A 12,368-nucleotide genomic window follows, 5' to 3' on the forward strand; every position below is an offset into this window, starting at 1 on the left:
CGGTAGCTGGAATGGCGTACGGGCCGCGGCCGTGCCGATGTGCGGCTAACTGCCGGTGAGGAGACCGGCGGTGGCCGAGCCTGTCAGAACAAGCACGAGACAGAGCGCGAGCGGCGGCGTGGGTGACCCTACTCGCGGGCCGAGGTGTGGCGGTGGGCGCGGGGTGGTGGCCCGGTCGCGGAGACGTGAAGGTGGTAGCTCCTCGACTGCGACCGCGAAGGCTAGCGCACCCCACACGCCACCGACCCCGTCGGTGGCTTCCGCGCTGTCCAGCAGGAGCCTGCCAGGCCCGCACGTTGGCACCTCCACAGTCCCGTCAGACCTACCAGGCCCCAGCAGCCCCGAGCACCCCGCGCCTTGGCTGGGCCATCCCGGCCTGTGCGCCGTTCGGGCGGACCCGGGGCGGTTGGCGTTTTCGGTCTGACCGGTCGGGTACTCGACGCCGCCGATACGACGTCGCCATGCCGGTGAAGGAGCCCGTATGCCCTGGTCAACCACCCCCGAACAGACCGCGGACGCGCGCGCTCTACCCAGCGCGAGCGGTGCAGACACCGCGCGGGTGGTGGCCCATTTGCTGCTGCCCGCTGTGGTCGGCGGCGTCATCAGGCGGCGTCCGGCGGGCGTGGCGCTCACCGAGCGGCTCCACTGGGACCAGCGTGGTATCCAGACGATGGCCCGGTTGCGCGCCACGTACGGAAATGGTCCCTTGCTGCTGCGCATCGCGGGGCGCTCGGTGGCGTTGCCGCTGATCCCCGAGGACGTGCGCACGATCCTCGACCAGACACCGCTGCCCTTCTCCCCCGCGACCTGGGAGAAGAAGGGCGCACTGAGCCAGTTCCAGCCGCACGGCTCGCTGATCTCCACGGGGCGCCACCGTACGGAGCGACGCAAGCTCAACGAAGCGGCCCTGGACATGGCGCAGCCGCTGCACCGGATCGCGCCCGCGCTGGTCGCCACGGTCCGGCAGGAGGCGCGGGCGCTGCTGCGGCAGGTGGACCGTACCGGGGAACTGACCTGGGATGAGTTCGGGGCCGCGTGGCGGCGTACGGTACGGCGGCTCGTATTGGGGGATGCCGCACGCGACGACGACACGCTCACCGAGTTGCTGAACCGACTGCGCGCAGCGGGGAACTGGTCAGTGCTGCTGCCGAGACGGCGGCAGACCAGGGACGACTTCTTGCGACGCCTGCGGCAGCACGCCGACGCGGCGGGCCCCGAGACGCTGGCGGGCGCGCTCATCGAGCAGTCCGCGCTGTCGCGCGCCGATGCGGTCGGTCAGATTCCGCATTGGCTGTTCGCGTACGACGCCGCCGCCATCACCACGCTGCGGGCGCTGGCACTGCTCACCACCCACCCGGATCAGGAGGCCCGAGCGCGCTCGGAGATCGGCACTCAGGATCTGAGCCAGCCGCGGACGCTGCCCTTTTTGCGGGCGTGTGCCCTGGAGGCGGTCCGGCTGTGGCCGACGACTCCGCTGCTGCTGCGGGAGACCACGGGCGTGACGGAGTGGCGCGGGGACACGGTCGCCGAGAACACCACGTTTCTCATCTACACGCCGTACTTCCACCGCGCCGAGGCGACCGCCGGGGCGTACGCGGACCGCTTCGCGCCGGACATCTGGCTCGACGGCCAGGCCCGCGAGAACCCGGCCCTGGTGCCCTTCAGCGCCGGGCCCGGCGAGTGCCCCGGCCAAAACCTGGTGCTGTTGACGGTCAGCACCTGGCTCGGGGTGCTCTTGGAGGAGCACCTGTACCAGGCGTCGCCGCCCACCCCCCGACTGCGCCGTAACGGCACGCTCCCCGCGGAGTTCAACCCCTTCTCCCTCCGCTTCGATGTACGGCCTACGGCTGCTGCTGCCGCTAGCGCGTAGCGCGAGGCGTGCTGCGGTGTATCCGCGAAGGCGCGCCCTACGACGTGGGCTCCAGGCGCAACCTGACCTCCATCTCCTGGTCGCCGGGGATCGCCTTCTCCTCCGCTATCGAAAAGTGGCGTCCCAGTACGTCCCGTACCTGGTGGATGGGCGGGTCCGTGCCGTACAGATCGACGCTCACCGACTCCGCCAGCCGGGAGGAGGGCGCTGAGCCGCCGGGCTCGCGGGTGTCCACGGTCATCGACCACACCACGGGCCGGTCGGTCTCGGTGTCCACGGGCCTGCCCCCGTCCGGCCACTCATCGGCGGCGGTCGCCGGAAACGCCGCCCTCAGCACCCGAAACACGGCGTCTGCGTCGTCCCAGTCGCAGCCGCAGACGTGTACGCCCACTCCAACCGAACTCTGCTCAGTGCTCATGGCAGGCGGGTAGCCGCTGCGGCCAACTCAAAACCCGTCATCCGGCAGCTCGCGCCGCTCCAGGGGCCGGACCGCGGGCCCCTGGAGTACGGAGCCATCCACGCCGAACCGCGAGCCGTGGCAGGGGCACTCCCAGGTCCGTTCGGCGTCGTTGAAGCGCACCAGGCAGCCCAGATGGGTGCAGCGGGCCGAGACGGCGTGCGGGGTGCCGTCCTCGTCACGGTAGACCGCGCACCGGCTGCCTCCCACGCGTACCAGAGCGCCGGAGCCGGGCGCGATATCGGAGGCGTCATCGCCTTGCGTGGAGCGCAGCCGGTCGCCGATGAAGTGCTTGGCCACCGTCGCCTGAGTGTCGAGCAGTCGCCCCGCCTCCCGGATCGGGTGCAGCCTGCGGGGGTCGTAGAGCCCGGCGTGCGGCGGCTTCTCGCCGGTGATCAGGTCGGCGAGCAGCGTGCCCGCCATCGCCCCGTTGCTGATCCCCCAGCCGCCGAAGCCGGTGGCCACGTACACCTGGCGGGCCCCGGGGTGGAAGGGGCCGACGAACGGCACCCGGTCGGAGCTGAAGTTGTCTTGGGCTGCCCATCGGTAGGCCGGCTCGGCCGCAGGAAAGTGGCTGGTCAGCCAGTCGGTCAGGCGTTCGAAGCTGCCGCTTTCCTTGCCCGTACCCGTGCCCGGCGTGAACTTTTCGCCGGTCGCGATGAGCAGCCGCTGCCCGTCGTGCCAGGGCGCTGTGCGTACCGAGCGGGTGCTGCCCTCCGGCGTGATGTACATGCCGGAGGGGGCTTGGTCGGCGGGGAGTGTGGCGGCCACCACGAGTTCGCGGGTGGGTTCCAGGCGCGCGAACATCAGCGCGCGGTCGAAGATGGGGTAGTGGGTCGCGACCACCACATCCTGGGCCTTGATCACGGCCCCGCTCTCGGTCGTCACCCGGCAGGGCGTGCCCTCGCGCAGGCCGGTGACTCGGCTGCGCTCGTAGATCTGGCCGCCGCGCGCGGTGATGTCCTTGGCCAGCGCGAGCAGGTACCGGCGCGGATGGAACTGTGCCTGTCCGCTGACGCGCACCGCGCCAGCGACCGCAAAGGGGAGGTCTGTCTCGGTGACGAACGAGGCATCGAGGCCGGCGTCGGCCGCCGCCCGGGCCTCGGCGCGCAGGGTGCCGAGTTGGCTCGGGTCGGTGGCGTAGGTGTAGGCGTCGGCGCGTTCCCACTGGCAGTCAACGCCCAGTTCCACCGCGGTCCGCTCGATGCGGCGGATCGCCTCTTGCTGCGAGGTGGCGTAGTGGGCCGTGGCGCGTGCGCCGTGCGTGTCGCGAAGCGTCGCGTAGATCAGGGTGTGCAGGGCGGACACCTTGGCGGTGGTGTAGCCGGTGACCCCGGCGGCGATGCGGTCGGCCTCCAGGAGGACGACGGAGCGGCCCCGGCAGACCAGCTCCCATGCGGTGCACAAACCCGCCATGCCGCCGCCGATGACGGCGACGTCGGTGGTGGCGTCCGCGGGCACGTGGGGGTAGTCGGTCGCGGGCGTGCTGTCCATCCAGTACGACTCGTCGATGCCGGGCAGCGACGTCATAGGGCGCTCCTTCCGAAGCGGAGCGCCCGCCTCCGGGGGCTTCCGGTGTCCGGGGCGGCCTCCGCTGGCCGGGCCCCGAGTACCCCCCGGCCAGCTACGCGAAACGAGACCGCTGCTGCTTGGAACATGCAAAGGTGCGGGGCCCCTGGGGGAGGGCCCCGCACAGCGTGGGCGGTATCGCTTCGGTGGCTGAGCATGGGACGCCCGACCTTCGAGGCGACGAGCAGCATCCGCCAACGCTGGGGATGCTCGGCGACCGATGCGGGAGGGCGGTCAGCCGCCGAGGCGATGAGGGGGTCGGATGGCCTGTTGAGCGGCGGTGCGGTTAGTTACCGAAGCAGACGGTCTGGCTGCCGTAGTTGCGGCACTGGATCTGCTTTGCCGCGGTGCCGGCGTTGCCTGCACGGTCGGTGACGGTGAGGGCCGCCGTGTAGGTCTTCAGACCCGCCGGGTAGGTGTTCTTCACCTTCACGCCGGTGCCGGTCTTGCCATCACCGAACTTCCAGTCGTACGAGGCGATGTCGCCGTCCTTGTCGGTGGAGCGCGAGGCGTCGAAGCTGCACGCGTCGTTCCAGCAGGAGACGGAGAACTGTGCCACCGGCGGCACGCCACCTGCCGGCTTGCCCGTGCTCACCTTCTTGGTGACGGTGCCCGTCTTGCCACTGTTGTCGGTCACCGTCAGCTTGACCTCGTACGAGCCGCTCTTGTCGTACGTGTGCGACGGCTTGACGCCCTCGCCGGTCTTACCGTCGCCGAACTCCCACGCGTACGACGCGATCGAGCCGTCCGCGTCTGTTGAAGCCGACGCGTCGAAGGTGCACGTCGTGTTGGCCTCGGAGCAGGTCGGGGTGAACTCCGCAGTCGGCTTGCCCGGGGTTACGGGTCCGCCGAGCTTGGTGACATCGAGGAACTTGTTGGGCGAACCGGTACCCGGGTTGGTGACGACGCCGTCACGTGCGGCGGCGATCACCGCGTCGGTGGCCTGCGTGGCGCTCGCGTTCGGATTGGCCTCCAGGTAGATGGCCAGCGCGCCGGCGGCGTGCGGCGAGGCCATGGAAGTGCCGCTCATGTTGGCCTTGCCGGTGTCCGAGCTGTTGCTGGCCGAGTTGATGTTGCCGCCCGGGGCGAACAGGTCTATGCAGCGACCGTAGTTGGAGAAGCTGGAGCGTGCGTTGTTGCTGTCGGTGGAGCCGAGCGACAGCGCCTCGGGCGTGTCACCGGGCGAGGTTCCGCACGAGTCCTGGTTTGAGTTGCCCGCCGAGATTGCGGTCGGGAAGCCTGCCTGTACGGCTCGCTTGGTTGCCTCGCGCATGCCCTGCGGGTCGGCGTTCGCACCGCCGGAGCCAAGGCTCATGTTGATGACGCCGGGCTTCTTGCCGTTCTTGATGACCCAGTCGATGCCCTCGATGGTGTCCGCGTCGGGGCCGTTGCCCTTGCAGTCGAGCACCCGTACGGCGACGATCTTCGCCTTCTTCGCGACGCCGTACTCCTTGCCGGCGATGGTGCCCGCGACATGCGTGCCGTGGCCGTAGCAGTCGGACGCGTCAGCGTCGTTGTCGAGGAAGTCGTAGCCGGAGGTGGCCCGGCCTTCGAAGGTCTGGTGCGAGAACCGGGTACCGGAGTCGATGACGTACGCGGTGACACCCGCGCCCGTGCCCGGGTAGTTGTATGCCTCGTCCTGCTTGCCGTCCACGGCGTCAAGGCCCCAAGACGGCGGCTTCGACTGGCTGCCGCCCTCGGTTGCGTGCACCATCAACGACTGCTGGACGTACGCCACATCAGGGTCCGCCGCCAGCCGCTTGGCCTGCGTCGGGGTCATCTTGGCCGAGAAACCGCGCAGGGCGGCGGTGTAGATCCGGTCAGCGTTGCCGCCGTAGCGGTCGGTGAGCTGGTCCGCCTGGTCCGCGACGGCGCTCTCGGCCGCCGCGGCGACCGGGGTAGTGCCCTTGAGGGAGACGATGTACAGGCCATCGATGGCGCCCGGGACTCCGGCGTTGATGACGCGGCCTTCGGCAGTCGTGCCGCCGTTGTCTGCGGTGGCCTGTGCGGGTGCGCCGGTCATGGCCAGCGCGGCGGTGGCGGCGAGCCCGGTACAGCACGCCGTCAACCAGCGGTAGGTGTTTCTTGTGGTTCGCATTCTCAGTGCCTTTGCCTCTCCAACTCGATGAGTGCTCGGTGGGAATGCTCAGTTGTGCGGTGGGGCGCCGGCCGCCGGAAGCGGACGACCGGTTGAAGCAGGCGGGCAGTCGCAGCGAGCAATCTGTGGGGACGCTCGCTCGTGCTGCCCACCCCGGTGGGAGGGGCGCGTCCGCGGTCGGGAAGTGGACGCGCCCGGACCCCACCGGTCGTTGCGGCGAGGCGTTCGACCGCCGCAACGAAGCGCTGAGCCGCTGAAACGGTGGGAACCGATCAAGCGGGGCTATGGGTGGTGTGTGGTGATGCGGGGTGGGTTAGCCGTTGAAGCAGAAGGCCCGGCCGCCGAAGTCCCAGCACTGGATCTTCTTCGACGTGGTAGCGGCGTTGCCTGCCCGGTCGGTGACCGTGAGGTCCACCGAGTAGTCCTTCTGGCCCGCCGGGTAGGTGTTCGACGTGGTCACGCCGGTGCCGGTCTTGCCGTCACCGAACTTCCAGGCGTAGGAGGCGATGTCGCCGTCCTTGTCCGTGGTCTTCGAGGCGTCGAAGTCGCACTTGTCGTACCAGCAGGAGACCGAGACCTGCGGCACCGGCGACTCGCCCACCGACTTGCCGGCGCTGACCTTCTTGGTGACGGTGCCGGTCTTGCCACTGTTGTCGGTGACCGTCAGCTTGACGTCGTACGTACCGTTCTTGTCGTACGTGTGCGACGGCTTGACGCCCTCGCCGGTCTTGCCGTCACCGAACTCCCACGCGTAGCTGGCGATCGAACCATCCGAGTCCTTCGACGCCGACGCGTCGAAGCCGCACGTGTTGTTGGCTTCGGAGCAGGCCGGCGTGAACTCCGCGGTCGGCTTGCCCGGGTCTGCCGGGGCACCGAGCTTGGTGACGTCGAGGAACTTGTTGGGCGAGCCGCTGCCCGGGTTGGTGACGACGCCGTCGCGTGCGGCGGCGAGCACCGCGTCGGTGGCCTGGGTGCCACTCGCGTTCGGGTTGCTCTCCAGGTAGAGGGCGAGCGCGCCGGCGGCGTGCGGCGAGGCCATGGAGGTACCACTCATGTTGGCCTTGCCGGTGTCCGAGCTGTGGCTGGCCGAGTCGATGCTGCCACCGGGCGCGAACAGGTCCACGCAACGACCGTAGTTGGAGAAGCTGGAGCGTCCGTTGTTGCTGTCGGTGGAGCCGAGCGACAGCGCCTCGGGCGTGTCACCGGGCGAGGTTCCGCACGCGTCCTGACCGGCGTTGCCCGCCGCGACCGCGGTCGGGAAGCCCGCCTGCACGGCCCGCTTCGTCGCCTCGCGCATGCCCTGCGGGTCGGCGCCTTCGCCGCCTGAGGTGAGGCTCATGTTGATGACGCCGGGCTTCTTGCCGTTCTTGATGACCCAGTCGATGCCCTCGATGGTGTCCGCGTCGGGGCCGTTGCCGGAGCAGTCGAGCACCCGCACAGAGACGATCTTCGCCTTCTTCGCGACGCCGTATTCCTTGCCGGCGATGGTGCCCGCGACATGGGTGCCGTGGCCGTAGCAGTCGGACGTGTCGGTGTCGTTGTCCAGGAAGTCATAGCCGGACGAGGCCCGGCCCTCGAACGTCTGGTGCGAGGCACGAGCACCGGAGTCGATGACGTACGCGGTGACTCCCGCGCCCGTACCGGGGTAGTTGTACGCCTTGTCCTGCTTGCCATCCACGGCGTCCAGGCCCCAGGAGGGCGGGTTGGGCTGGCTGCCGCCCTCGGCCGCGCGCACCATCAACGACTTTTGGACGTACGCCACGTCGGGGTCCGCCGCCAACCGCTTGGCCTGCGCGGGGGTCATCTTGGCGGAGAAGCCGCGCAGGGCGGCGGTGTAGATCCGGTCAGCGTTGCCGCCGTAGCGGTCAGTGAGCCGGTCCGCCTGATCGGCGACGGCGACCTCGGCCGCGGCGGAGATCGAGGTGGCGCCCTTGAGCGAGACGATGTACAGGCCATCGATGGCGCCCGGAGCTTCGGCGTTGATGACGCGGCCTTCGGCAGTCGTGCCGCTGTCTGCGGTGGCCTGGGCGGGTGCGCCGGCCATGGCCAGCGCCGCGGTGGCGGCGAGCCCGGTACAGCACGCCGTCAACCAGCGGTAAGTCTTTTTCGCGGTACGCATCCTGGGTGCCTTGCCTCTCCAACTCGGTGAGTGCTCGGTGGGGGTACTCGGTCGTTCGGTGGGAGGGGCGCGCCCGCGATGGGAGACGGGCGCGCCCCGGGCCCCACCTGTTGCTGCGGCGGGATGTTCGACCGCCGCGGCGAGGTGCTCAGCCGCTGAAACGGTGGGAGCGCATCAAGCAGGACCAGGGGCGATGTCCCGTGCGGCTGGGGGCGCTGCCCGGTGCTGCGAGGTGGGTTAGCCGTTGAAGCAGAAGGCCCGGCCGCCGAAGTCCCAGCACTGGATCTTCTTCGACGTGGTAGCGGCGTTGCCTGCCCGGTCGGTGACCGTGAGCTCTACCGAGTAGTCCTTCTGGCCCGCCGGGTAGGTGTTGGACGTGGTCACGCCGGTGCCGGTCTTGCCGTCACCGAACTTCCAGGCGTACGAGGAGATGTCACCGTCCTGATCGGAGGACTGGCCGGCGTTGAAGTCGCACTTGTCGTACCAGCAGGAGACCGAGAACTGCGGCACCGGCGACTCGCCCACCGACTTGCCCGCGCTGACCTTCTTGGTGACGGTTCCGGTCTTGCCACTGTTGTCCGTCACGGTCAACTTGACGTCGTACGCACCGTTCTTGTCGTACGTGTGCGACGGCGTGGCGCCCTCGCCGGTCTTGCCGTCCCCGAATTCCCACGCGTAGCTGGAGATCGAACCGTCCGAGTCCTTGGACGCCGACGCGTCGAAGCGGCACGTCGTGTTGTCTTCGGAGCACGCTGCGTCGAACTCGGCGGTGGGCGTGCCGGGCTCGACGGGTCCGCCGAGCTTGGTGACGTTGAGGAGCTTGTTGGGCGAGCCGCTACCCGGGCTGCCGACGACGCCGGAGTCGGCGTTGTTCACCAGGGCGTCGCGCACCTGCTGCGGGGTGGCGTTCTTGTTGCTGGAGAGGTAGAGCGCGGCGGCGCCCGCGGCGTGCGGGGTGGCCATCGAGGTGCCGCTCATGACGGTGTCGTTGCCACCGTTCTTGGTGGACTTGATGTTGCCACCGGGGGCGAACAGGTCAAGGCAGCGGCCGAGGTTGGAGAAGTTGGAGCGGCTGCCGTTTTGGTCCGTGGAGCCGAGGGTGATGGCGGCGGGCAGTCGCGCGGGGCTGGTGCCACAGGCGTCCTTGCCGTAGTCGTTGCCCGCGGCGACGGCGACCGGGGTGCCGGAATTGATGGCGCCCTGCACCGAGTCGTCTATGGCCTGGTCAATGCCACCGCCGAGGCTCATGTTGGCGACGGCGGGCTTGACGGCGTTCTTGGCCACCCAGTCCATGCCGCCGACGACCTGCTCGGTGGAGCCCGAGCCCTGGCAGTCCAGCACGCGGACGGCGACGAGCTTCACCTTTTTGGCGACGCCGTAGTCCTTGCTGCCGATGGTCCCGGCAACATGCGTGCCATGCCCATGACAGTCACTGGCATCCGCGTCGTTGTCGATGAAGTCACGGCCGCTACTGGCCCGGCCCTCGAAGTTGGAGTGCCGAAGGTCGGTGCCGGTGTCCACGACGTACGCGGTGACGCCCTCGCCCTGGTTCGGGTAGTTGTACGCGCTGTCCTGCTTGCCGTCCACGGCGTCCAGGCCCCACGACGGCGGGTTCGGCTGGCTGCCAACGGCCTTGACCACGTTGTTCGTCTGGACGTAGCGGACATCGGGGCTGGCCGCTATGCGCGCCGCTTGCGCCGGGGTGGCCTGGATGGAGAAGCCGCGGAACGCCGACGCGTACACCGAACGCACTGTGCCGCCATGCTCATCAGCCAGTTCCTTGGCCTGGGCCGTCACCACGGATCTGGTTTCGGCGGCGATCGAGGGCGTGCCCTTGAGGGCAACGATGTACTGGCCCTTGATCGCGTCCGCCTGTCCGGCGCCGATGACCGTGCCCTGCGCGACGCTGCTGCCACCGGAGGCGCTCGCCACGCCGCTGCCGACCATCGCGAACACCGTCGCGGCGGCAGCGCTCAAACACAGCGCGTTCCACTGCTTTTTCCGTGCTGCCATCACTCGCTCCTTGTCGGGGGCCGCCCGGCCCGATGTGCGGTCGGGCCGGGCGAGGGGTCTGTCACCGACACCGTTGAGGGGTGTGGGGTGTGAGAGGTACAACGACGCCGGATGACGGGCTTACCTTCGCTGCGTGTGGGGCTCGGAACAATCCGTGGCGCGATAGGTATTGCGTACGCATTCGATGCGGCACGCCATGCTGGCGGGTTGGGCCGGCGCGTGCGGCTTTGGCTTTGGGGTAGCCGGACTTACGGGGCCGACCTGGTCCGACAAGAGGGCACTCGACCACATATGGGGGGAAATCATGGGATACGTGCGAATCGGAGTTTTGGTGCTCGACTGCGTGGAGCCCCGAGAACTTGCGGACTTCTATCTGGCCGTCCTCGACGGCGAGGTATGCCCAGGCGCCGACAGCGACCGGATCGACGTCACGGGAGCGCACGGCTTACGGATGGGCTTTCGCCGGGACCTCCATGCGATCGCGCCGAGCTGGCCGCGCCCGGAGACGTCGCAGCAGGCCCACTTGGAACTCGTAGTGGATGAACAGGATATGGACGCCGCCGAGCGCCAACTGATCGGTCTTGGCGCCCGCCCCCTGGAGACCAGGGAAAAGACCGGGCCGCACGAGATCCGCCTCTACGCCGACCCGGCCGGCCATCCGTTCGCCCTGCGGTGCTCCACCTCATCGAGGCCCAAGATCGGGTAGGCAGCGCGGGCGCCAGAGCAGCTGGCACAGCAGGCATGTGACACAGCGGGCACGACACAGCAGGCATGTGACACAGCGGGCATGTGACACACCGACGCCGGTGCCGATATCGGCACCGGCGTCATCGGTATCAGGCGACGCCAACGTGGTCACCAGCGATATGAGCATTACTGGCACCGCTGGCACCGCCGGCATCACCGGCTTTGCGGCTCAAGGCCCAGGCCCTGTGGTGGGGCGCGTCGTATGACGGCTCAGGCGGGCGCGGTGGTCCGGGCGCGACTAGCCTCGCGTACCTCGCGGCGGGGCAGTGCGAGGGCGTCGGCGAGTTCGGTCAACTCCTGCTCGGTGGGCTGTACGGGCCCGTCCGCGCCCTCCTCGGCGAAGACCCGGATGCGTGGGGTGCGAATGCCGGTGCGATCCGCGAGTGACTGCGCGGTCAGGTGTCGGCGTCGCATGGTCTCTTGCAGCAGTTGCGAAAGGTCAGCCATTCTCTGCGGCTGCCCAGAACCAATTGATTCACCCCGCGCCAGGTGAGATGCGTGCTTCTGGTGAGTTCGGGAAGACGCGACCAGTGGTCACGTGAACCGTGGACGATAGGTAGGGGGTGCCATGGATGCAGGGCCGTGGGGCGGAGGCCGAAGCTGGCCCGCCCTGGAAGACGTCGAATTTCTCACCGCACACTTCGAGGGGGACATCAGCGATATACCGGATGCTCGGCTGGCGGCGAGTCAATCCCTGGACACCCTCATCTGCCGTGATCCGCCGACCAGCCCCATCAGTCACGGCGACATTTTGGTGGTGGTCACGGAACTGGGCGCCAACGCCGTCCAGTACGCTCCCGGCCCCTTCACCTTGCGGCTGCGCCGTACATTCGATGGGGTACATGTGACCGTGGCCGACACCAACCCCACACCGCCCACGCCTCGACGCTGCGATCCGGCACGCGGGGCCGGCGGCATCGGCTGGCACCTCATCCAGGCCCTGGCCGATCAGGTCGATGTGGTACGCAAGCCGGACGGCAAAGACATTCATGCCTTTTTGCCCTGGTGAGGTCTGGCGACAGGGCGTAGGGGTACACGGAAAGCCCGCAATGGCAGTAGCCGGCTAGCTGCTGCACAGGCGCGACGCAAGGTGCCCGGCCCCTCACGGGGCACGGCATCCGGGCGCGCTGGCGAAGGGATGGCGGTCAGTGTGATCGAGAGCGTGCAAGAAGACGAGCAGTTCGTTGGCGTGCGGACGTATGCGCAGGTCGATGCGGCCCTGAAGGGCCTGTCGGCCCGACGAGATGACCAGCCACAACTGCTTGCCGGCGAGGCAGCCGCATTGCAGTGGGCGATGGGTCACCTCGCTCCCGCGCCGGTCACTGGGGCTAGCGCCAGCGACCTGCCTGACCTGCGGCTACTGACGGCCGAGGTGGATGCCACCGTCGTCCAGCTGGACGACATCACCACCTCGGCCACCAGTCGCGACTACCTCCGTGGTGTGCACGATGCTCTGCTGTGGATCTGCGGATACAGCGATGACCCCCTGTGAAGA

Annotated in this window: 10 protein-coding genes; 4 read left to right on the forward strand and 6 right to left on the reverse strand. The window is 69.0% G+C overall.

The features are described 5' to 3' along the window. Positions 1-481 precede the first annotated feature (481 nt). Positions 482-1,870, forward strand: a complete 1,389-nt coding sequence (locus FHS42_RS09945; RefSeq protein WP_184571136.1) for a cytochrome P450 — start codon at positions 482-484, stop codon at positions 1,868-1,870. Between the two features lie 37 nt (positions 1,871-1,907). Here the strand turns inward: FHS42_RS09945 and FHS42_RS09950 are convergent, their stop codons facing one another. The 5 genes from FHS42_RS09950 to FHS42_RS09970 form a co-directional block, all read right to left on the reverse strand. Further along, positions 1,908-2,288 (reverse strand): hypothetical protein, encoded by a 381-nt coding sequence (locus FHS42_RS09950; protein ID WP_184571138.1) that lies wholly within the window; start codon positions 2,286-2,288, stop codon positions 1,908-1,910. 27 nt (positions 2,289-2,315) lie between these two features. Then, positions 2,316-3,857 carry an FAD-dependent oxidoreductase gene (locus FHS42_RS09955; protein ID WP_184571140.1) on the reverse strand — a complete coding sequence of 514 codons (1,542 nt, stop codon included), beginning with the start codon at positions 3,855-3,857 and terminating at the stop codon, positions 2,316-2,318. Positions 3,858-4,182: 325 nt separating this feature from the next. Beyond that, complete coding sequence (locus tag FHS42_RS09960) at positions 4,183-5,994, reverse strand: S8 family serine peptidase (protein WP_184571142.1); 1,812 nt, start codon at positions 5,992-5,994, stop codon at positions 4,183-4,185. A gap of 313 nt (positions 5,995-6,307) precedes the next feature. Next, complete coding sequence (locus FHS42_RS09965) at positions 6,308-8,113, reverse strand: S8 family serine peptidase (RefSeq protein ID WP_184571144.1); 1,806 nt, start codon at positions 8,111-8,113, stop codon at positions 6,308-6,310. 237 nt (positions 8,114-8,350) lie between these two features. Beyond that, positions 8,351-10,126 carry a S8 family serine peptidase gene (locus FHS42_RS09970; RefSeq protein ID WP_184571146.1) on the reverse strand — a complete coding sequence of 592 codons (1,776 nt, stop codon included), beginning with the start codon at positions 10,124-10,126 and terminating at the stop codon, positions 8,351-8,353. Between the two features lie 304 nt (positions 10,127-10,430). Here FHS42_RS09970 and FHS42_RS09975 point away from each other — a divergent pair, with 304 nt between their 5' ends. After that, the gene (locus FHS42_RS09975; protein ID WP_184571148.1) at positions 10,431-10,832 is read left to right on the forward strand and encodes a VOC family protein; all 402 of its coding nucleotides are present in this window, start codon (positions 10,431-10,433) and stop codon (positions 10,830-10,832) included. A 251-nt stretch (positions 10,833-11,083) separates the two neighbouring features. Here FHS42_RS09975 and FHS42_RS09980 read toward each other — a convergent pair whose 3' ends face one another. Beyond that, positions 11,084-11,320: an XRE family transcriptional regulator gene (locus tag FHS42_RS09980; protein ID WP_184571150.1), complete on the reverse strand. Its 237-nt coding sequence runs from the start codon at positions 11,318-11,320 to the stop codon at positions 11,084-11,086. A gap of 214 nt (positions 11,321-11,534) precedes the next feature. On the opposite strand from FHS42_RS09980, the gene FHS42_RS09985 reads away from it, so the two are divergent. Both FHS42_RS09985 and FHS42_RS09990 read left to right on the forward strand, forming a co-directional pair. Next, positions 11,535-11,882 carry an ATP-binding protein gene (locus FHS42_RS09985; RefSeq protein WP_376772566.1) on the forward strand — a complete coding sequence of 116 codons (348 nt, stop codon included), beginning with the start codon at positions 11,535-11,537 and terminating at the stop codon, positions 11,880-11,882. Between the two features lie 141 nt (positions 11,883-12,023). Beyond that, positions 12,024-12,365: a hypothetical protein gene (locus FHS42_RS09990; RefSeq protein ID WP_184571155.1), complete on the forward strand. Its 342-nt coding sequence runs from the start codon at positions 12,024-12,026 to the stop codon at positions 12,363-12,365. Positions 12,366-12,368 lie beyond the last annotated feature (3 nt).

Source organism: Streptomyces zagrosensis (assembly GCF_014203645.1).
In the GTDB taxonomy this organism is placed as follows: domain Bacteria; phylum Actinomycetota; class Actinomycetes; order Streptomycetales; family Streptomycetaceae; genus Streptomyces; species Streptomyces zagrosensis.